This window comes from Streptomyces sp. NPDC051322 (assembly GCF_040689485.1).
GTDB lineage: Bacteria > Actinomycetota > Actinomycetes > Streptomycetales > Streptomycetaceae > Streptomyces.
In genome coordinates, this window is sequence record NZ_JBFBAK010000012.1 from 103,944 (window position 1) to 124,255 (window position 20,312).

Genomic DNA, 20,312 nt, shown 5'->3' on the forward strand with positions numbered 1-20,312 from the left:
GGCGGATCACCGGACCCGCCGATCCTGGGACCGCCCTGCCTCGGTCCGCCGAACCACCGCTAGGCCTCGAACGGGCGGGCCGGCCAGGGCGCGTCCGCCGGGCGGAGCCCGTCGAGGCCCTCGCCATTCAGCGCTGCGGTCAGTGCCAGGACTCCTACGGCCAGGCACGTGTTGTGCAACTCGCCGGCCAGTACACCTCGTACGAGATCCTTCAGCTCGACCCGCGCGAGCTCCATGTCGGCCTCCTCCTCGGCGACCTCGAAACGCTCGCCCTCGATGTCGGAGACGCCCCGCGCCAGGAAGATCCGTACGGCCTCGTCGCACCCGCCCGGCGTGGTGTAGACGTCGGCCAGCACCCGCCAGTCCTCGGCCTTGACGTGCGCCTCCTCGTACAGCTCGCGCTGCGCGGCGTGCAGCGGGTTCTCGCCCGGGACGTCGAGCAGGCCCGCCGGGATCTCCCAGAGCTTGTGGCGCACGGGATGCCGGTACTGGCGCAGCACCAGGACACGGCCCGCCTCGTCGAGTGCCAGGACGGCGACCGAACCGGGGTGCACCTGGTAGTCGCGGTGGACGACCGCGCCGTCCGGCATGACCACGTCGTCGGTGCGGACGCTGGTCTTGTTGCCGGTGAAGGGGGTGGCGGTCGCGACCACCTGCCATTCCTCGGCGGTGTCCTTGATGGCGTCCCTGCTGGCCATGAAAGCGTCCTCTCCACAAAAGAAACCGGGGCAGGAGTCCTGTGGGACTCCCACCCCGGTCAACCGTATCGCTGTATCGCCGGCGGCTACTCGCCGGTCTTGCGCTGCACCGCGGCCTTCACCAGCCCCGCGAAGAGCGGATGCGGCCGGGTGGGCCGGGAGCGCAGCTCCGGGTGGGCCTGGGTGGCCACCAGGTAGGGGTGCACCTCGCGGGGGTACTCGACGTACTCGACGAGCTTGTTGTCGGGAGACGTACCGGAGAAGACCAGGCCGGCCTTCTTCTCCAGCTCCGCGCGGTAGGTGTTGTTGACCTCGTAGCGGTGGCGGTGGCGCTCCTCGACGTAGGGCTCGTCCGCGTACGCCTCCCGGACCACCGAGCCTTCGGCGAGCTTCGCCGGGTAGAGGCCGAGACGCATGGTGCCGCCGAGGTCACCGGCGCCCTCGACGTACGCCAGCTGCTCCTCCATGGTGGAGATCACCGGGTGCGCGGTGGCCGCGTCGAACTCGGTGGAGTTGGCGTCGGGGATGCCGGCGACGTTCCGCGCGGCCTCGATGACGATGCACTGCAGACCGAGGCAGAGGCCGAGCAGCGGGATGCGGTTCTCCCTGGCGTACTGGATCGCGCCGACCTTCCCGGTCACGCCGCGCTCGCCGAAACCGCCGGGGATGCAGATGGCGTCGACGTCACCGAGCTGCTGCCGGGCGGCGGCCGGCGTCTTGCAGTCGTCGGACGTCACCCACTTGACCTTGACCCGCGCCTTGTTGGCAAAGCCGCCCGCGCGGATCGCCTCGGTGACCGAGAGATACGCGTCGGGCAGGTCGATGTACTTGCCGACCAGGGCGACGGTGACCTCGTGATCGGGGTTGTGCACCCGATCGAGCAGATCGTCCCAGGTGGTCCAGTCGACATCGCGGAACGGCAGATCGAGCTTGCGCACGACATAGGCGTCCAGGCCCTCGGTGTGCAGCACCTTGGGAATGTCGTAGATCGACTTGGCGTCCACACAGGCCACCACGGCGTCCTCGTCGACATCGCACATCAGCGAAATCTTGCGCTTGATGGCGGTCGGAACGTCACGGTCGGCGCGCAGCACGATGGCGTCCGGCTGGATACCGATGTTGCGCAGCGCTGCCACCGAGTGCTGGGTGGGCTTGGTCTTCAGCTCGCCGGAGGGGCCGATGTAGGGCAGCAGCGAGATGTGCACGACGAAGACGTTGTCCCGGCCGACCTCGTGGCGGACCTGCCGGACGGTCTCCAGGAAGGGCAGCGATTCGATGTCGCCGACCGTGCCGCCGACCTCGGTGATGACGACGTCGACGTCGTCGGTGGCCATCCGGCGGATGCGGTGCTTGATCTCGTTGGTGATGTGCGGGATGACCTGCACGGTGTCGCCGAGGTACTCGCCGCGCCGCTCCTTGGCGATGACCGTGGAGTACACCTGTCCTGTAGTGACGTTGGCGGAGCCGTCCAGGTCGACGTCGAGGAACCGCTCGTAGTGTCCGATGTCCAGATCGGTCTCGGCACCGTCGTTGGTGACGAAGACCTCACCATGCTGGAAGGGGTTCATCGTGCCGGGATCGACGTTCAGGTACGGGTCGAGCTTCTGCATGGTGACCCGCAGACCGCGGGCCTTGAGGAGCGCACCGAGGCTGGAGGCGGTCAGACCCTTGCCGAGGGAGGAGGCGACACCCCCAGTGACGAAAATGTGCTTGGTCGTCGTGGCGGTGCTGTTTCGGAAAGCAGCGGTCTGCATGGCCAAGAGGGGGCTCCCGTGGTCGCGATCTGAGGTGCGTGCCGGCACGAGGCTCCGGAGGACTCCGGGGGTGCCGCCGCTGCGGTTCGGGGGCATGAGAGCCACCGGGCCACGGGCCACCAGGGTATCAGCGGCAGCGGGAGGCTGCGTCCGGGCACGCGAGCCACCGCGTTCACCGGGAGGTCACATATCACTCACCCGACGCTCACTCGTTCGGCCCAGCCAGGTTGCCGGACCGGTCATGCAGATCACTAGGGTGCGTCGTATCCTGCTCGGACACTCGCTGCCGAGACGGCCGGAAACCGGCACCACCCCGCCCGTTCCCGGAACAAGCGCTCGTCAACGATCCCTTGACTGCAACGCAAGCGCCCCCAGGGGCGACGTGGCCGTTCGACTGGAGATTGCACGTGGCCGGGCGCATCGAGGATTACGCACTCATCGGAGACATGCAGACCGCCGCCCTGGTCTGCCGGGACGGCACGGCCGATTGGCTGTGCCTGCCCCGCTTCGACTCACACGCCGTCTTTGCCGGGCTGCTGGGAACCGAGGAAAACGGTTTCTGGCGCCTGGGGCCGGCACATGCCTCTTCGGCATGCCCTCCGGACGCCGACCGGCGCCGCTACCGCGGGGACTCGCTGATCCTCGAATCGGAGTGGGACACGCCGCGCGGCACCGTCCGTGTGACGGATTTCATGCCGCCCCGCGACGGCGCCCCGCAACTGATCCGGATCGTCGAGGGCGTCACCGGACGGGTCCCGATGCGCTCCGCCCTGCGGGAGCGTTTCAGCTACGGCCGGGTGACCCCGTGGGTGCACAAGGTCGACGGCCGTACGGTCGCGGTCGCCGGCCCCGACTCGGTCTGGCTCGACACCACGGTGGACACCTTCGGCGAGGACCTCACCACCTACTCCGACTTCACCGTCGGCCCCGGGGAGCGCGTCGCCTTCACCATCAGCTGGGAGGCCTCGCACAAGGAACCGCCCGCGCTTCCGGAGCCGGAGAACGCCCTGGCGGCGACCGAGGACTTCTGGCGTGAGTGGGTCGAGCAGTGCACCTACCACGGCCCCTACCGGGAAGCCGTGGTCCGTTCGCTGATCACCCTCAAGGCGCTCACCTACGCACCGACCGGCGGAATCGTCGCCGCGCCGACCACCTCGCTGCCCGAGGACATCGGCGGCAGCCGCAACTGGGACTACCGCTACACCTGGCTGCGCGACGCCGCGATCACTCTCTCCTCGCTGCTGCGCACCGGCTACCGCGAGGAAGCCCGTGCCTGGCGCGAGTGGCTGCTGCGGGCGGTCGCCGGTGACCCGGAGAACCTGCAGATCATGTACGGGATCGCCGGCGAGCGGGAACTGGGCGAGGCGGAGCTCGACTGGCTGCCCGGCTACGAGAGTTCCACCCCGGTCCGGGTCGGCAACGGGGCGGCGGGCCAACTGCAACTGGACGTCTACGGCGAAGTGACCGAGGCGTTGCACCTCGCCCACATGTCGGGCCTGGCCCGCAGCGACTACGCCTCGCTCCTGCAGCTCAAGCTGATCCACTACCTCGAGGGGCACTGGAACCAGCCCGACGAGGGGATCTGGGAGGTGCGCGGGCCCCGCCGCCACTTCGTGCACTCCAAGGTGATGGCCTGGGTCGCCGTCGACCGGACCATCAAGCTGATCGAGTCCGGCGACGCCGAAGGCCCGCTCGAGCGCTGGCGCGCCCTGCGCGAGGAGATCCACCGCGATGTCTGCGAGAAGGGCTACGACAAGGAGCGCAACACCTTCACCCAGTCGTACGGGTCGACGGAGCTGGACGCTTCCCTGCTGCTCATCCCGCAGATGGGCTTTCTGCCGCCGGACGACAAGCGGGTCATCGGCACCGTCGAGGCCATCCAGCGCGAGCTGTCCACCAGCGACGGATTCGTGCTGCGCTATCCGACGGCCGGCACCGCGGCCGGGGTCGACGGCCTGGAGGGTGACGAGGGTGCCTTCCTGGCCTGCTCCTTCTGGCTCGCCGACGATCTGGCGATGATCGGCCGGGTCGATGAGGCGCGCAGGCTCTTCGAGAAGCTGCTGTCGCTCCGCAACGATCTGGGCCTGCTCGCCGAGGAATGGGACCCGAGGCTTCAGCGGCAGGTGGGCAACTTCCCGCAGGCGTTCAGCCATGTGCCGCTGATCGACACGGCTCTGCGGCTGACCGCATCCGGGGCGTACGGGGGCTGACCTGCGGCCGGACGCTTCCGGGCAGCCTCCGGGGCCCTGTAGCGTCGGACTGTGGAGAACCAGGGCGGGATCACGGTGCGACGGGCGCTCGAGCTACCGGGGCTGCGTGCCGGTCTGCCCGAGGTACTGGCGGGCGCCGACCGGCTGAACCGTACGGTGCGCTGGGTGCACGCCGGTGAGGCGCCGAACATCGCCGCACTGCTCAAGGGCGGTGAACTGCTACTCACCACGGGTCTGGCGCTCGGTACCCGGCCCGCCGAGCAGCGGGCGTTCGTGCGCAGGCTCGCCGAGCGCGGGATCGCGGCGCTCGTGGTGGAGCTGGGTCCGCGCTTCAGCCGACTGCCCGCCCCGCTGGTGGAGACCGCGCAGTCGGCCGGGCTACCGCTGGTCCAGCTGCACCGTGAGGTGCCCTTCGTCTCGGTGACGGAGGAGGTGCACACCGAAATCGTCAACGGTCACTACGCCCTCCTGCAGCAGGCCGAAGAGGTGCACCGCAGGTGCACCCGGGCGCTGCTCGACGGCGGTGGGGTGCCCCAGGTGCTCTCCGTGCTGGCGGATTTCGCCCGGAATCCGGTCTTTCTCGAGACGCCCGACGGACAGTTGCTCTACGCCGCGGGGGAGGGTGAGCCGCTGCAGGTGTGGGAAGGGCTGCGCGGGCACCGGCCGGCCGGTGCCGTGCTGGTCGAGGTGCCGGGCGGCGGGTCCGGTCCGGGCTCCGTCCGGGCCAGGCTGGCGCTGCTGCCGGTGTCGGCGCCGCCGGAGCCGGTGCACAGGATGGCGGCCGAGCAGGCGGCGGACATCCTCGCCGTCGTGCTGATGCAGGCCCGCCAGGAGGAGGAGCTCGCAGCCCGCGGCCGGGGCGATTTCCTCACCGACCTCGCGGAGGGCCGGATCACCGCGCAGGACGCGCCGGCCCAGGCCCGGGTGCTGGGCTTCAAGCCCGGCGACGGGCCGCTGCTGCCGGTGGTGATGCGGCTGGCCGCCGAGCTGTCGCCGTCGGGCAACTGGGCGGTGCTGGCCCGCGCCGTCCTCGAGGAGCTCGGCGCGGTGGGCGTGCCGGTCCTGCTCGGTGTCCGTCCGGTGGAGGGCCGGGTGCCGCTCCTCGTCGGACTCCGTACCGAATCCGGCTGTACTGAATCCAAACGTGCCGCGGTGGCCGACCGGGTCGCGGTGGCGCTGCGGGCCGGTGTGGAGCGGGCCGGCCTGGAGCGGGCCGGTGGCCATGCACCGGTTGTGGTGGTCGGCGAGGCGGGCGGCTGGGCCGCGGCTTCGGCGGGGCTGCGGCACGCGGCGGAGACCGCGACGGCGGCCCAGGGGCTCCCCGACCGGCCCTGGTACGACGCGCGCCGCCTCGACATCGATCTGCTGCTGTGGCGGCTGCGGGACCAACCCGATCTGGCGGCGTTCGTGGACCGGGCGATCGGTCCGCTGCGCGAGCACGACCGCACCTCGCGGCCCGCGCTGCTGCCGACCCTGGAGAGCTATCTGGCGCATGCAGGCCGCAAGGCGGAGACGGCACGCGAGCTGCATCTCAACCGGCAGACGCTGTACAACCGACTGGCCCGGATCGCCGAGTTGCTGGGCACCGATCTGGAGGATCCGCAGACCGTGCTGGCGCTGAGCCTGGCCCTGCGGGCCCGTCGGCACACCTCCTGACGCGTCAGCGCGTGACAGCCGACTGCAGCAACTCGTCATACACGCTCAGTACCTGAGCGACGGTCTCGTCCTCGGTCGGCCAACTCGACGCCTGGATACGGCCGGCCGCAGCGAGCGAGCGGCGGCGTGCGGGGTCGGCTAGCAGTGCGGTCACCCGGGCGGCCAGCGCCGACGGGTCACCGTACGGGACGAGTTCGGCCGCGTCACCGACCAGTTCCGGTGTTCCGCCGACGGCGGTGGCGACCAGCGGTACACCGAGACGCAGAGCTTCCTGCGCCAGCAGGGAGCGCGCCTCCCAGCGGCTGGGCAGGAGGGCGAGATCCGCCGCGGCGAGCAGTTCGGTGACCTCCTCGCACCTGCCGATCAGGCGGACGGCAAGCGACTCGGTCTCGATCCGGTGCTGCAATGCCGCCCGCTCCCGGCCCTCGCCCGCGATGACCAGCAGCGGCGCCGGGTCGAGTCGCTGCCAGAGCCGGGCCGCGTCGAGCAGCGTCCGGTATCCACGGTGCGGCTCCAGGCTGCCCACGGCCATCAGCAAGGGCCGTCCCACGGCGCCGAGTTCCGCGCGCACCTTGCTCCCGTCCCGGCCGGCCGCCGCTCGGGGTGCGGGGACAGCGACCGGCGCGAGACGCGCGTCGCGCGCCCCCCGGTTACGGGCCCGGTCCACCAGATCGGATGAGGCGCCCAGCACCACGGTGGCCGCCCGGACCGCCCTTCGCTCCAGCAGCCGCAACAGGTGGCATCGCACGCCCTCGCTGTGCGAGCGGGTGTGCCAGGTGACGACCAACGGCAGCCGCTGCCCGCTCAGCGCGAGCGCGGTGCGGACGGCGGCGTTCAGCCCGTGCGCGTGGACGACGTCGGCCCCGGCGCAGGCGGAGCGCAGCGCGGCGACGCTTGCCGGGTCGCTGCTCCGGGGCACCGGCAGGAAATGCGCACCGGCGCCGCCGAAGCCGTAGGACTGCTCCAACTCGACGGGAGCACACACGGTGACCTGGACGCCCCGCTCGACGAGTCCCCCGGCGATCGACCGGACGTGGGCGCTGCTGCCCGCGCTGCCTCCGCCCAGTACCTGGACGGCACGCAGCGGCGATCGGCCGTACGGCGGGACCTGGGTACTGCTCACTGACCGGAGCTCCTGAGTCGGCGTCGGGCGGGATGTCGCGCCCCAGGATGCCAGCCCGCACGCGCGTTCCGGCGCTCTCCCGGAGGGTGAGGGCCGACGCGGTCGAGTCAACGCCGAGGGGTGTCACTCGTCTGGGTGAGCAGTCCACTGGTTACGCGGTGCTGGGTCGAACTGTCGCGGACCGGGCCGCAACTCAACTCGCCGCCGCGCGGCTCACCTTGTCACCGTACGCTGCCGCGGTGACCAGAGCTGCCGCGTGGGCGGCGAGTCCCGCCCGGCCGTTCCCCGCGACGATGGCCACTCCGAGGGCAGCCCCCAGCGCGTGTGCTCCCGCGTCCCCGAGCATGGTCTGCTCGCCCAGGTCGTCGATGACCACGGCCGCCGCCGCCCCCATCGGGGCGGCGGCGGCCGCACCGCCCGGGACGCGCCGCAGCAGGCCGGGGCCGGCCAGCCCGAGCACGGCGATGGTGGCTCGTCCGGGGCGCATATCCAGCAGATTGACGAGGTGGGCGCTGCCGGCCACGACGATTCCGGCGAGCAGCCGGTCGACGGGCCGTTCCTTGAGTACCGCACCGACGGCCAGACCGGCCGCGCCGATGCCGAACAGTTTCACCGCGCCGCTGGTGATCTCGCCCTGCCGCAACGCGGACAGATGCGCCCGGAACCCACGGCGGGGGTCGCCCGCGCCGACGATGTCGTCGTATCCGCCGCAGGCACCGGCGACGAGCACCGCGAGCGCGGCGGCTCCACGGGCTCCGGCAGGGAGGGTCCCGGCGGCCGCGCCGAGCGTGGTGGCCGGTCCCGCGCAGAGGTCGACGACTCGGCCCGCGTAGTTCGTCCGCTGCCAGCGCTCGGAGCCGCCGGGGGGCCGGCGCCGCAGCGCGGTCGCGACGGTACGGGTCGCGGCGTAGGCGGCGAGGAATGCGGTGGTGCGGGCGCCGTGTCTGCTCATACGGCCACCCTAGGGGCGCGGGGGCCCGCCCCGGGTCCCGGGGCCGCTACAGTCCGCGGTGTGCGTGGCGGGCCCGGCGATCGAGGCCACCGGGCCGGGCGCTCAGCCCGCGTCCCCCCGGGCCGTGGCAAGGAGTTCTTCCGCGTGCGCACGCGCCGTCTCCGAGTCCTCCTGGCCCGCCAGCATGCGGGACAGCTCCCGCACCCGGTCCTCACCCTCCAGGACGGTGACGCCGCTGCGCGTGACCGAACCGTCGTGGGTCTTCTCCACCAGCAGTTGCCGGTCGGCGAACGCGGCCACCTGCGGCAGGTGCGTGACGACCACCACCTGGGCGGACCTGGCCAGCTTGGCCAGCCGGCGGCCGACCTCGACGGCGGCCTTGCCGCCCACCCCGGCGTCGACCTCGTCGAAGAGGTAGGTCGGTACGGGGTCGGCCCCCGCGAAGACCACCTCGACGGCCAGCATGACGCGCGAGAGTTCACCGCCCGACGCTCCCTTGGCGATCGGCCGCGGGGCGGTACCGGGATGCGGTGCGAGCAGCAGTTCGACTTCGTCCACGCCCAGCGGGCCGTACCCGACCAGCCGGCCGCCGACCTCGATGCCCTCCGGGTCCTCGGTCTGGCGGACATCGATCGAGACCCGGGCGTGCGGCATGGCGAGCGAAGCGAGCTCCTCCGTCACCGCGTCGGCGAATCGGTCGGCCGCTTCGGTCCGGGCGTCGGTGAGTGCCTGGGCGAGCAGAGACAGCTCGGCCCGCAGCGCGTCGCGCTCCGCCGTCAGCTCACCGATCCGCTCGTCGTCGCCCTCCAGCTCGGTGAGGCGCGCCGCGCCCTTCTCGGCCCAGGCCAGCACGGCTGAGATGTCCTCGCCGTACTTACGGGTGAGCTGGGTCAGCGCGGCCCGCCGCTCCTCCACGGCGCCCAGCCGCAGCGGATCGGCGTCGAGACGGTCGGCGTACCCTGCCAGCTCCCCCGACACGTCGGAGAGCAGAATGCCGATCTCCCCGATGCGTTCGGCGAGCGCGGCGAGCGCCGGGTCGTGGGAGCGCACGGCGTCCAGTGCCCGGCCGGCCCCGGCGACCAGCGTCGTCGCGTCCACGCCTTCGGGGTCCTCCGGGTCACCTACCAGCGCGGTGTGCGCGAGGGCGGCGGCGGAGGCGAGCGCTTCGGCGTGGCCCAGCCGCTCGGCCTCGGCGGCGAGATCGGTGTCCTCGCCCGGCAGCGGCTCCACACCCGCCACCTCGTCGAGCCCGAAGCGCAGCAGGTCCGCCTCCTGGGCCCGTTCGCGGGCCCGGGTGGTCAGTTCCTCGAGCTCCGTGACGACCGCCCGCAGCCTGCGGTACGCGGCGGCGTACTTCTCGTGTGGCACGGCCACCGTGTCCCCGGCGTACCGGTCGAGGGCCTGCCGTTGCCTGGCCGGGCGCAGCAGCCCCTGCTGGTCGGTCTGCCCGTGCACGGCGACGAGCTCGTCGGCGAGTTCCGCGAGCAGCCCGACCGGCACGGACCGCCCGCCGAGATGCGCCCGTGAGCGTCCCTCGGCCGAGACCGTACGGCTGACGAGCAGCGCACCGTCGTCCAGCTCGGCCCCGGCCTCCTCGGCGCGGACGGTGGCCGGTGCGCCGGCGGGCATGGTGATCCGCCCCTCGACCAGTGCCGACTTGGCGCCGAGCCGCACCAGGGCGGGGTCGGCCCGCCCGCCGAGCAGCAGTCCGAGGCTGGTCACCACCATGGTCTTGCCCGCGCCGGTCTCGCCGGTCACCGCCGTGAAGCCGGGTGACAGCTCCACCACCGCGTCGTCGATGACTCCCAGCGACCGTATCCGCATCTCCTCCAACACGACCCCGACCATACGAGGTTTTGCTCGTGTTGCGCGACGCGCCCTGCCCCCTAGTGCGGCGCCCCGCGCCAGCCGGCCACCGGGAGGGCGAACTTGGCCACCAGCCGGTCGGTGAAAGAGGCGTGGTGCAGCCGGGCGAGCCGGACCGGTACGGCGCCCCTGCGCACCTCGACCCGGGCACCGGCCGGCAGCTCCACCGAACGCCTGCCGTCGCACCACAGCACGCCGTGCGGGGTGTGCGGCTGCACCTCGACCGCGAGTACCGACGTCGGCGAGGTCACCAGCGGTTTGGCGAAGAGGGCGTGCGCGCCGATGGGCACCATGAGCAACGCCTCCACCTCCGGCCACACCACCGGGCCGCCCGCCGAGAAGGCGTAGGCCGTCGAACCGGTCGGCGTGGCGCAGACGATTCCGTCGCAGCCGAAACCGGTGACCGGGCGGCCGTCGATCTCCAGGACGACCTCCAGCATCCGCTCGGGTTCGGTCTTCTGCACGGCGGCCTCGTTGAGCGCCCAGTCCCGGTGGACGATGCTGCCGTTCTGATGGACGACGACATCGACGGTCATCCGCTCCTCGACCTGGTAGGAACGGCCGACCACCCGGTCGACCACCTTGTCCAGGTCGTCCCGCTCGGCCTCGGCGAGGAAGCCGACCCGGCCGAGGTTGACGCCGAGCATCGGCACCCCGGACGCCCGGGCGAACTCGGCGCCGCGCAGCAGCGTCCCGTCACCGCCGAGCACCACCAGGAGTTCGCACCCGTCGAGGCAGGCAGGGGTCGCCGCGGGGGCCAGCTCGACCGAGGGAGGCAGCGGCAGATCGGCCGCCTCCGCCTCCAGCACCCGTACGCCGATGCCGGACTTCAGCAGCCCGTGCACGACGAGTTCGGCGCTGCGGATGGCGGCCGGCCGGCCCGTGTGCGCCAGCAGGAAAACGGTGCGTGGCGCGCGCGGTTCCGCCGCATTCGGTGCTGTGTCTGTCACTGAGGCCCCTCCGCCACTGCACGGTCCACTTCCGCCGGGTCCAGCGCGGGCGCGTCCGCCCGCAGCCACAGAAAGTACTCGACGTTCCCGGACGGGCCCGGCAATGGACTCGCGGTGACCCCGCGTACGCCCAGGCCCAGCTCCGCGGCCTGCCGTGCCACCGTCCGGACCGTCTCGGCACGGAGCTGCGGGCTGCGCACGACGCCGCCGCTGCCGAGCCGGTCCTTGCCGATCTCGAACTGGGGTTTGACCATCAGCACCAGATCGGCGCCGGGCCCGGCACACCGCACCAGAGCGGGCAGCACCAGACCCAGCGCGATGAACGAGAGGTCCCCGACGACCAGGTCGACCGGGGTGCCGCCGATCGCTTCGAGGGTGAGTTCGCGTACGTTCGTACGGTCCTTCACGGTGACCCGGTCGTCGCTCTGCAGCGACCAGGCGAGCTGCCCGTACCCCACGTCCACGGCGACCACCTGCGCAGCGCCGGCCCTCAGCAGCACATCGGTGAAGCCACCGGTCGACGCGCCCGCGTCCAGCGCCCGCCGTCCCGCGACCTTCAGCCCGAGCGGCTCGAAGGCCGTGAAGGCACCGGCCAGCTTGTGTCCGCCGCGTGACACGTAGTCGGGGTCGCTGTCGTCCTTGCGCACCACCACGGCCGCACTGGTCTCGACCTGGGTGGCCGCCTTGGTGGCGGTGGCGCCGCCGACGGTCACCCGCCCGGCGGCGATCAGCTGACTGGCGTGCTCGCGCGAGCGCGCCAGACTCCTGCGGACCAGCTCGGCGTCGAGGCGGCGGCGTGCCACTCCTGCCACGTTCGGTTCAGCTCCTGCTGTTGTACGGAAGGGGGCCACGGGCCGGGGCCTGCGGTCCCGGCTGTGCGTCGAGCGCGTCCAGCGCCGCACGCAATCCCCGATGTACATCCTCGTACACCTCGACATGCCCGTCGGCGGCGAGGTGGTCGGCGTCGGCCAGCCGGTCCAGCACCGCGTCCACCGCTTCGTCGCCGGTGGGGGTACGCGTCACGCCCAGCGGCGCGGGAGCGGCCGGGTCGGGTACCTCAGCGGCTTGCGGCCCGGGCTCCGTGTCGGAGGGCCCCGCGATCGAGTCACTCATGCCCAGACGCTACCGCGAAGCGCTGCGGTACGGTCGATCACGATGGCGACGACAGAAGAGTGCCGCAGTGCCCTCGACAGACTCTCGGACAACATGGCGCAGGCGAACAGCCAGGTGCGCAGCGCGGCAGCGCTCGACCGGTCGTTGAGCTGCCGCATCACCGACCTCGATGTCACCTTCACCGGCCGCCTGGTGGACGGCCGGATCCAGGTGCTCGACACACGTCAGGGGCCACCACCGGACAAGGCGGAGATCCGGCTCGCCATGAAGGGCGACGACCTGGTCTCCCTGGTCGCGGGCGAACTGAACTTCGCGAAGGCCTGGGCGTCGGGCCGGATCAGCCTGGAGGCCGGTTTCCGCGATCTGCTGCGGCTCAGAACGCTTCTCTGACCACGGCGTCGGCCGCGGCGGTGCGGGCCCGGGCCTTCCGCGCGGCCGGCACCACCAGCGGGGTCCCGGTCTGCGGGTCGTCGATGACCTGGCAGCGCATCCCGAAGACCTGTTCCACCAGCTCAGCGGTCACCACCTGCTCGGGCGGCCCCTCGGCGACAACAGCACCGTCGCGCATGGCGATGAGGTGGGTCGCGTAACGCGCCGCATGGTTCAGATCGTGCAGTACGGCCACCAGGGTGCGGCCCTGCGTCTCGTGCAGTTCCGCGCAGAGATCCAGCACGTCGATCTGGTGCTGGATGTCGAGGAAGGTGGTCGGCTCGTCGAGCAGCAGCAGGGGGGTCTGCTGGGCCAGTGCCATCGCGATCCAGACACGCTGACGCTGGCCGCCGGAGAGTTCGTCGACATAGCGATCGGCCAGCTCACCGATCCGGGTCGACGCCATCGACTCCTCGACGATCCGCTCGTCCTCGGGCGACCACTGCCGCAGCAGCCCCTGGTGGGGGTAGCGACCACGCGCCACCAGGTCGGCGACCGTGATCCCGTCCGGTGCGACCGAGGACTGCGGCAGCAGACCCAGCGTCCTGGCGACCTTCTTGGCCGGCATCGACCCGATCGCGTGTCCGTCCAGCAGCACCCGCCCCTGTGAGGGCTTGAGCATCCGTGACAGGGCGCGCAGCAGCGTCGACTTGCCGCAGGCGTTGGGGCCGACGATGACGGTGAAGGAGTGGTCGGGGATCTGCACGGAGAGGTCCTCCGCGATGATCCGCTTCTCGTAGCCGAGGGTGACCGATTCGGCGGTGAGTCGCTGCATGGGCGTGCTCCTGGAAGTCATCAGATCCGTCCTGCTTTGCGTTCGGAGACCAGCAGCCACAGCAGATAGCAACCACCGATCACCCCGGTCACCACTCCCACCGGCAACTGCCGGTCGCCGAATGCCTGCTGGGCGATCCAGTCGGCGACGACCAGCAGGGCCGCGCCCATGCAGGCCGAGGGAAGGAGATTCGCCCCCGGCGAGCGGGTCAGCCGCCGGGCCAGCTGGGGCGCACTCAGCGCCACGAAGGCGATCGGCCCGGCGGCCGCGGTGGCCACCGCGGTGAGCAGCACCGCGGCCAGCAACAGCACCAGCCTCGTCCGCTCGACCCGTACCCCCAGAGCATGGGCGGCGTCGTCGCCCATCTCCAGCATCCTCAGGTTGCGCCCCTGTCCGATGACCACGGGCAGCAGCACCACGCTGGTCACCGACAGCGGCCAGAACTGCGACCAGTCCCGTCCGTCGAGGGAACCCGTCATCCAGACGACGGCGCGTGTCGCGTCGACCAGGTCGGCCTTGGTGAGCAAGTAGCTGTTGCAGGCGGTGAGCATCGCGGCGGCGCCGATACCGACGAGGACCAGTCGATAGCCGTGCACGCCGCGTTTCCACGCCAGGGCGTACACGGCGATGCCGGTCACCAGGCCGCCGACGATCGCACCGCCGGCCACGGCGGTTGCTCCGCCGTGGAAGAGCACGATCACGGTGAGCGCCCCGACGCTCGCGCCCTGCCCGAAGCCGATCACGTCCGGACTGCCCAGCGGATTGCGGGAAATGGACTGGAAGACCGCTCCCGAGACCCCGAGCGCCGCTCCGACCAGCAGCCCGACCAGGGCTCTCGGCAGTCGCAGGTCGTTGACGATGAACTCCTGGGCCGCGCTGCCGCCGCCGAACAGCGTACGGACGACGTCGCCGGGCGCGATCGGGTAGTCGCCGCTCCCGATGAGGACCACGCCGGCCGCCAGCGCGACCACCGCGAGCAGCACCGTCACGGCCACCGCTCTGATGTCGACCCGCAGGGAGAACCCCGCCGGGGTGCGTATCGCGTGCATCGCTTTCACAGCTGGGTCATCCTCCGGCGGCGGACGAGAAAGATGAAGACGGGCCCGCCGATGAGCGCGGTCACGATCCCTACCTGGAGCTCGGCGGGACGGGCGACGACCCGGCCCACCACATCGGCGCCGAGCAGCAGCACCGGCGAGAGCACCGCCGCGTACGGCAGCGTCCACCGCATGTCCGGACCGGTGATGGCCCGGACGAGGTGCGGCACCATCAGCCCGATGAAGACGATCGGACCGCAGGCGGCGGTCGCGGCGCCGCAGAGCAGGGTGACGGCGATCATCGACAGGATCCGGGTACGGGTCAGATGGGCGCCGAGCGCCCGTGCGGTGTCGTCCCCCAGCGCCATCGCGTTGAGCGGCCGGCCGATCAGCAGCGCGATCAGCAGTCCGGCCGCCACGAAGGGCCACACCTGGGAGACGGTCCCCGAGGTGGCGGACGCCAGCGAACCGACCGTCCAGAAGCGCAACTTGTCCAGCGCGGCCGAGTCGAGGAGTTGTACGGCGTTGACGTAGCCGAAGAGCGCCGCGCTGACCGCTGTGCCGGCCAGCGCGAGCCGGACCGGTGTGGCACCGCGGCTTCCGCTCAGCGCGTACACCAGCACCGACACGACCGCGGCGCCCGCGAACGCGAACCACACGTAGCCGGTGAAGGAACTGACGCCGAGAAAGCTCATCGCGGAGACCACTGCGGCGGACGCCCCCGCATTGACGCCGAGGACGCCGGGCTCGGCCAGCGGGTTGCGGGTGAGCGCCTGCATCACCGCTCCGGCGACGCCCAGCGAGGCCCCGACGAGCAGCCCCAGCACGGTGCGCGGCAGACGCACCTCGCGGATCAGTACGTCGTTGCCCCGGCCCGAGCTGTGCGCCAGGCCGTGCCACACGTCGCCCAGCGGCACCGCCTTGGCGCCGATCGCGATGCTCGCGACGGCCACCACCAGCAGCACAGCCAGAGCAAGGAGCAGCCCGGCGGCGCGCGGCACTGCGCGGTTGGGGGGCGCGGGGGCGGGGTCCGCGCGCTGTTCGGGAGGACTGTCGACCAACACCCGGTTAGGTTAGCCTACCCTGCCCATCCCTCACGGGCCGGCGCCTCACAGCCCGGCCCGGGACAGCGCCTTCCCGGCGTCGAGAACGCAGGAACCGTCCCCCGCCTCCGTCCAGGCCGCGGCGCACAGCGCCCGCAGCCCGTCCAGCGGACCGCCATCCCCCTCCAGGACCAGCTCTCCACCCCGGACGGACGCCGTCCATCCGCCGCACCCGAACGTGCCGTCCGCAGCGGCCACTTCCGGCTGCCCGGTCAGCAGCCCGCGCAGATCGGCGTCGACGAACGTCGGCCGGTGCTCGGGCTTCGCGGCCAGCAGCTGCGGCCCGTCCGTCACTCCGGTGAGCACCAGCAGCGAGTCGACGCCTCCGTTGAAAGCGCCTTCGATATCCGTGTCGAGACGGTCCCCGACCACCAGCGGCCGCTCGGCCCCGGTCCGCAGCACGGTCTCCCGGTGCATCGGCGGCAGCGGCTTCCCGGCCACCTGCGGCTCGGCGCCGGTCGCGATGCGGACCACCTCGACCGCCGCACCGTTACCGGGAGCGATGCCGCGCGGGGTGGGAATGGTCAGATCCGTGTTGGAGGCGAACCACGGCACCCCGCGGTTGATCGCGTACGCAGCCTCGGCCAACCGCGACCAGGCCAGCTCGGGGCCGCCGTACCCCTGCGCCACGGCCACCGGACCGTCATCGGCCGAGTCCACCGGCTCGAGCCCGCGCTCCCGCAGCGCGACCCGCAGTCCTTCGCCGCCGATGACCAGCACCCGTGCCCCCTGCGGAACCTGATCGGCGATCAGCCGGGACACGGCCTGTGACGAGGTGATGACGTCAGTGGGCTCGGCAGGGACCCCGAGCTCGGTCAGATGCCGCGCCACCGCGTCCGGCGTCCGCAGCGCGTTGTTGGTGACGTACGCGAGACGCATCCCGCCGTCCCGCGCCGTTCCGAGCGAGGCGACCGCGTGGGCGATCGCCTCTCCGCCCGAGTACACCACCCCGTCCAGGTCGAGCAGCGCAGTGTCGTACGCCTCGCTCAGCGCCGCGGTGCTGCCCTCGGGCCTGGTCCTGCTCTGCCGGCTCATCGCACTCCTCGTTCCGGGGTTCTCCCCCGATCATCCCGCATATCGAAACCCCACTTACCATGCAGCAATGAGCAAACGTGGTCAGCAAGCGGACGCCGGACTGCAACTGCTCCCCTTCCGTGGGCTGCGTTACGTCCCCGAGCGGGTGGGGAGCCTCGCCGCCGTGACATCGCCGCCCTACGACGTCGTGGTCAGGCCCGACGGGCTCCTGCACCTGGAGTCCGCCGATCCGCACAACATCGTCCGGCTGATCCTGCCGCAGGCCGACACTCCTGCGGCTCGCAACGAACAAGCCGCAACGACCCTCTCCCACTGGCTCGCCGAAGGCATTCTCGCCCCGGATCCCGAACCCGCTCTGTACGTCTACGAGCAGCGCAAGGGCGAACTGCTGCAGCGGGGACTGATCGGTGCGCTGGCCCTCTCCGGCCCCGAGCACGGTGTGGTCCTTCCGCACGAGGCGGTGATGCCGGACATCGTCGAGGACCGGGCGGCCCTGATGCGTGCGACCGCCGCCAACTTCGAGCCGCTCCTGCTGACCTACCGCAGCGACGGCAGCGCGACGGGGGCGGGCCGGGGGCGCGAGGCCGGTCCGGGGTGCGAGACGCATGCGGCCGGTGCGGCGGCCGTCATCGAGCGCGCCATCGCCCGTCCGCCGCTGCTCGCGACAACCACCGAGGACGGTTTCAGCCACCGGCTCTGGTCCCTCACCGACCCGGCGGAGATCGCCGAGGCCCAGTCCGACCTCGCCCATCGGCAGGCGCTGATCGCCGACGGGCACCATCGCTGGGCGACCTATCTCCGGCTGCGCACCGAACACCCGGGTCCCGGCCCCTGGGGTTACGGACTGGTGCTGCTCATCGACACGGTCCGCCATCCGCTCCAGGTCCGGGCGATCCACCGGCTGCTGCACCGAGTCCCGGTCGCCGAGGCGCTGGACGCGATCGAGGGCCTGTTCCGCATCCGGGAGGTCGACGGCCTCCCCCGGGCGCTGGATGCCCTGGCCGAGGCGGCCGCCACGGGCAACGCGTTTCTGCTGGCGGGCGACGGCGGCTTCCACCTCATCGACCGACCGGACGAGGAACTCCTCGCCCGCACGGTGCCCCGGGACCATCCGCCGGCCTGGCGCACCCTGGACGCGACGGTGCTCCATCACACGCTCCTCGATCAGGTCTGGCGCATTCCCGACGCTCCCGAGCACATCACGTACATCCATGCCACGGACGCGGCCGTCGAACAGGCAGAACGCCGGGGCGGTACGGCGGTGCTGATGCATCCGGTACGCGAGGAGGTCGTACTGGAACTCGCCCGGCAGGGCGTGACCATGCCCCGGAAGTCGACGTCGTTCGGGCCGAAGCCGGCCACCGGGCTGGTGCTGCGCAGTCTCAGCCTCGACTGACGACCGGAAAAGGGCGGTGCCCCGGGAGCTTCCTCCCGGGGCACCGCCCTTTTCGTCCGATCAGCGGACGTTGCGTCAGGACTCGTCCTCGGGCCCGTCGTCCGGCTCGTCGCCGGACTCGTGCTCGACGTCGACGAATTCGACGCCCTCCAACTCGGCAAGCCGGTCCGAAGCGTCCGTCGCGCCGTCCTTGTCGCACTCGATGGTCTTGGCGAACCACTCGCGCGCCTCGTCCTCGCGTCCGGCGGCCAGCAGTGCGTCGGCGTACGCGTAACGCAGCCTGGCAGTCCACGGCTGCACGGAGTTCGACGCCAGTTCCGGGCTCTGCAGCGTCACGATCGCCGCATCGATCTGTCCCATGTCACGGCGTGCACCGGCCGCGACCAGACGCATCTCGACCTGTCCCGCCTTGTCGAGCTTCTGCACCTCCGGCTCACCGGCCATCGCCATGGCACGTTCCGGCCGCCCGAGTCCGCGCTCGCAGTCCGCCATGACGGGCCACAGTTCGACGGTGCCGGTCATCCGGCGGGTGGCACGGAACTCCGCGAGCGCCTCGGAGTACTTCTGCGTGGCGTACGCGGCGAAACCGGCCGCCTCACGTACGGCAGCTACCCGGGAGGCCAGTCGCAGGGCGATACGCGAGTACGCGTATGCCTCGTCGGGGTCGTCGTCGATCAGCCGGGCGACCATCACCAGGTTCTTGGCGACGTCCTCGGCGAGGGTCTTCGGCAGGCTCATCAGCTCCTGCCGCACGTCCTTGTCGATCTCCTGGCCGGTGACGTCCTCGGGGATCGGCAGCCGCTTGATGGGCTCGCGGTCGCGGTCCCGCTCGTCCCGCTGGAACCCACCACTGCGCTCATCGCGTCGCCCACCGCGGAAGCCGCCCCGGTCGTCACGGCGGTCACTGCCACGGCTACCGCCACGCTCGTCGCGCCGACCGTAACCGCCCCCGCCGCTGGGGCGTTCGTCACGACGGAAGCTGCCACCACGGTCGTCATCGCGGCGAGGCCCGCTCGGCCGGTCGTCCCGGTTACCGCGGTATCCGCCACCGCTGCCGGCACCGGCCGGACGACCACCACGGTCATCACGCCGGTCGCCACGGCGGTCGTCGCGGCTGGGGCCGCCGAAGCGGTCGTCGCGCCGGTCGTCGCGCCGGAAGGGCGGACGGTCGTCGCGACGGGCGAACCCGCCACCACTGCTGGGACGTCCACCGCGGTTGTCATCGCGGCGCGGGCCGCTCGGACGGTCATCGCGACCCCCACGGAAGCCACCGCCACGGGTGTCACCGCCCCGGGTGTCACCGCGGCTGTCGTCCCTGCGGAAGCCCCCACGGTCACCACCGCGGTAGCCACCGCCGGCGGAACTCGGGCGCCCACCACGGTCGTCATCGCGGCGAGGCCCGCTCGGCCGGTCGTCCCGGTTCCCGCGGTACCCGCCACCAGCACCGGCACCGGCCGGACGACCACCCCGGTCATCACGCCGGTCGTCCCGACGCGGACCGCCGAAACGGTCATCACGCCGCTCGAAACCGCCACCACTGCTGGGACGTCCACCACGGGAGTCGTCGCGTCGGTCATCGCGCCGGAAGGGCGGACGGTCGTCGCGACGGGCGAACCCGCCACCACTGCCAGGACGTCCGCCGCGTTCGTCGCGCTGCCCACCGCGGTAGCCACCGCCGCCGGAACTGGGGCGCCCACCACGGTCGTCATCGCGACGAGGCCCGCTCGGCCGGTCATCGCGGTTACCGCGGTACCCGCCACCGGCACCGGCCGGACGACCACCACGGTCGTCACGACGATCACCACGGCGGTCGTCACGGCGGTCGTCACGGCGGGGGCCGCCGGAGCGGTCGTCACGGCGGAAGCCACCACGGTCGTTGTCCCGGCGGGGACCACTCGGACGGTCGTCACGACCACCTCGGGACCCGCCCTGGTCGCCGCCGTCCCGGCGACGCGGCTCGCGCTCCGGACGGTCGTCGGGAGAGTTGGTGGACATCGGTGTGACTCCTGTCTTCGGGTAACGCAATCATTCTCACGCAGTCGGTCATCCGCCGCGCATCGGGAAATAAAAAAAGGACCTTTGGTCCCAGCGTGAACGCTGGGACCAAAGGTCCTTCAAAGATTGTTCGGCGGCGTCCTACTCTCCCACAGGGTCCCCCCTGCAGTACCATCGGCGCTGAAAGGCTTAGCTTCCGGGTTCGGAATGTAACCGGGCG

Annotated in this window: 18 protein-coding genes and 1 rRNA gene; 4 read left to right on the top strand and 15 right to left on the bottom strand. The window is 71.8% G+C overall.

Annotated features, from left to right (window positions below):
* Positions 1–59: 59 nt before the first annotated feature.
* Together AB0436_RS26325 and AB0436_RS26330 are read right to left on the bottom strand one after the other, a co-directional pair.
* Positions 60–698 (bottom strand): NUDIX hydrolase, encoded by a 639-nt coding sequence (locus AB0436_RS26325; protein WP_366470407.1) that lies wholly within the window; start codon positions 696–698, stop codon positions 60–62.
* An 86-nt stretch (positions 699–784) separates the two neighbouring features.
* Positions 785–2,452 (bottom strand): CTP synthase, encoded by a 1,668-nt coding sequence (locus tag AB0436_RS26330; protein WP_365857884.1) that lies wholly within the window; start codon positions 2,450–2,452, stop codon positions 785–787.
* A 407-nt stretch (positions 2,453–2,859) separates the two neighbouring features.
* Between AB0436_RS26330 and AB0436_RS26335 the strand changes: the two genes are divergently transcribed.
* On the top strand, positions 2,860–4,662 hold the full coding sequence (locus AB0436_RS26335) for a glycoside hydrolase family 15 protein (RefSeq protein ID WP_366470408.1): 1,803 nt from the start codon (positions 2,860–2,862) through the stop codon (positions 4,660–4,662).
* A 51-nt stretch (positions 4,663–4,713) separates the two neighbouring features.
* Positions 4,714–6,318, top strand: a complete 1,605-nt coding sequence (locus AB0436_RS26340) for a PucR family transcriptional regulator (RefSeq protein ID WP_366470409.1) — start codon at positions 4,714–4,716, stop codon at positions 6,316–6,318.
* 4 nt (positions 6,319–6,322) lie between these two features.
* On the opposite strand, the gene AB0436_RS26345 is transcribed toward AB0436_RS26340, so the two are convergent.
* The 6 genes from AB0436_RS26345 to AB0436_RS26370 all read right to left on the bottom strand — a co-directional run bounded on the left by AB0436_RS26345 (position 6,323) and on the right by AB0436_RS26370 (position 12,322).
* Positions 6,323–7,441 (bottom strand): glycosyltransferase family 4 protein, encoded by a 1,119-nt coding sequence (locus AB0436_RS26345; RefSeq protein WP_366470410.1) that lies wholly within the window; start codon positions 7,439–7,441, stop codon positions 6,323–6,325.
* A gap of 193 nt (positions 7,442–7,634) precedes the next feature.
* Complete coding sequence (locus AB0436_RS26350; RefSeq protein WP_366470411.1) at positions 7,635–8,393, bottom strand: hypothetical protein; 759 nt, start codon at positions 8,391–8,393, stop codon at positions 7,635–7,637.
* Positions 8,394–8,495: 102 nt separating this feature from the next.
* A complete protein-coding gene (gene recN, locus AB0436_RS26355; RefSeq protein WP_366470412.1) occupies positions 8,496–10,241 on the bottom strand; it encodes a DNA repair protein RecN in 1,746 nt (581 codons plus the stop codon).
* A gap of 38 nt (positions 10,242–10,279) precedes the next feature.
* Entirely contained in the window at positions 10,280–11,209 is a 930-nt protein-coding gene (locus AB0436_RS26360) for an NAD kinase (protein ID WP_366470413.1), read from the bottom strand.
* A complete protein-coding gene (locus tag AB0436_RS26365; protein WP_366470414.1) occupies positions 11,206–12,021 on the bottom strand; it encodes a TlyA family RNA methyltransferase in 816 nt (271 codons plus the stop codon). Before AB0436_RS26365 ends, AB0436_RS26360 begins: the two co-directional genes overlap by 4 nt.
* A gap of 7 nt (positions 12,022–12,028) precedes the next feature.
* Entirely contained in the window at positions 12,029–12,322 is a 294-nt protein-coding gene (locus AB0436_RS26370; protein ID WP_366470415.1) for a hypothetical protein, read from the bottom strand.
* A gap of 42 nt (positions 12,323–12,364) precedes the next feature.
* On the opposite strand from AB0436_RS26370, the gene AB0436_RS26375 reads away from it, so the two are divergent.
* On the top strand, positions 12,365–12,712 hold the full coding sequence (locus AB0436_RS26375) for an SCP2 sterol-binding domain-containing protein (protein WP_366470416.1): 348 nt from the start codon (positions 12,365–12,367) through the stop codon (positions 12,710–12,712).
* On the opposite strand, the gene AB0436_RS26380 is transcribed toward AB0436_RS26375, so the two are convergent.
* The 4 genes from AB0436_RS26380 to AB0436_RS26395 all read right to left on the bottom strand — a co-directional run bounded on the left by AB0436_RS26380 (position 12,696) and on the right by AB0436_RS26395 (position 16,701).
* Positions 12,696–13,526 (bottom strand): ABC transporter ATP-binding protein, encoded by an 831-nt coding sequence (locus AB0436_RS26380; protein ID WP_366470417.1) that lies wholly within the window; start codon positions 13,524–13,526, stop codon positions 12,696–12,698. The two genes, AB0436_RS26375 and AB0436_RS26380, sit on opposite strands and share 17 nt — an antisense overlap.
* A 20-nt stretch (positions 13,527–13,546) precedes the next feature.
* A complete protein-coding gene (locus tag AB0436_RS26385; RefSeq protein WP_366470418.1) occupies positions 13,547–14,584 on the bottom strand; it encodes an iron chelate uptake ABC transporter family permease subunit in 1,038 nt (345 codons plus the stop codon).
* Positions 14,581–15,564 carry an iron chelate uptake ABC transporter family permease subunit gene (locus AB0436_RS26390; RefSeq protein ID WP_366470429.1) on the bottom strand — a complete coding sequence of 328 codons (984 nt, stop codon included), beginning with the start codon at positions 15,562–15,564 and terminating at the stop codon, positions 14,581–14,583. The genes AB0436_RS26385 and AB0436_RS26390 overlap by 4 nt, the downstream gene beginning before the upstream one ends.
* A gap of 108 nt (positions 15,565–15,672) precedes the next feature.
* On the bottom strand, positions 15,673–16,701 hold the full coding sequence (locus AB0436_RS26395; protein WP_366470419.1) for an HAD-IIA family hydrolase: 1,029 nt from the start codon (positions 16,699–16,701) through the stop codon (positions 15,673–15,675).
* Positions 16,702–16,768: 67 nt separating this feature from the next.
* On the opposite strand from AB0436_RS26395, the gene AB0436_RS26400 reads away from it, so the two are divergent.
* A complete protein-coding gene (locus tag AB0436_RS26400; protein ID WP_366470420.1) occupies positions 16,769–18,097 on the top strand; it encodes a DUF1015 domain-containing protein in 1,329 nt (442 codons plus the stop codon).
* A 75-nt stretch (positions 18,098–18,172) separates the two neighbouring features.
* Here the strand turns inward: AB0436_RS26400 and AB0436_RS26405 are convergent, their stop codons facing one another.
* From AB0436_RS26405 to rrf, 3 genes are all read right to left on the bottom strand, one after another.
* The gene (locus AB0436_RS26405) at positions 18,173–18,895 is read right to left on the bottom strand and encodes a hypothetical protein (RefSeq protein ID WP_366470430.1); all 723 of its coding nucleotides are present in this window, start codon (positions 18,893–18,895) and stop codon (positions 18,173–18,175) included.
* Entirely contained in the window at positions 18,835–20,007 is a 1,173-nt protein-coding gene (locus AB0436_RS26410; protein WP_366470431.1) for a hypothetical protein, read from the bottom strand. The genes AB0436_RS26405 and AB0436_RS26410 overlap by 61 nt, the downstream gene beginning before the upstream one ends.
* 213 nt (positions 20,008–20,220) lie before the next feature.
* A 5S ribosomal RNA gene (gene rrf / locus AB0436_RS26415) occupies positions 20,221–20,312 on the bottom strand; the annotation flags it as partial.

Coding starts and splice junctions, on each gene's coding strand:
- AB0436_RS26325 (WP_366470407.1), bottom strand. CDS start 698: ATGGCCAGCAGGGACGCCATCAAGGACACCGCCGAGGAATGGCAGGTG.
- AB0436_RS26370 (WP_366470415.1), bottom strand. CDS start 12,322: ATGAGTGACTCGATCGCGGGGCCCTCCGACACGGAGCCCGGGCCGCAA.
- AB0436_RS26330 (WP_365857884.1), bottom strand. CDS start 2,452: ATGCAGACCGCTGCTTTCCGAAACAGCACCGCCACGACGACCAAGCAC.
- AB0436_RS26375 (WP_366470416.1), top strand. CDS start 12,365: ATGGCGACGACAGAAGAGTGCCGCAGTGCCCTCGACAGACTCTCGGAC.
- AB0436_RS26395 (WP_366470419.1), bottom strand. CDS start 16,701: ATGAGCCGGCAGAGCAGGACCAGGCCCGAGGGCAGCACCGCGGCGCTG.
- AB0436_RS26380 (WP_366470417.1), bottom strand. CDS start 13,526: ATGCAGCGACTCACCGCCGAATCGGTCACCCTCGGCTACGAGAAGCGG.
- AB0436_RS26350 (WP_366470411.1), bottom strand. CDS start 8,393: ATGAGCAGACACGGCGCCCGCACCACCGCATTCCTCGCCGCCTACGCC.
- recN (WP_366470412.1), bottom strand. CDS start 10,241: ATGGTCGGGGTCGTGTTGGAGGAGATGCGGATACGGTCGCTGGGAGTC.
- AB0436_RS26400 (WP_366470420.1), top strand. CDS start 16,769: ATGAGCAAACGTGGTCAGCAAGCGGACGCCGGACTGCAACTGCTCCCC.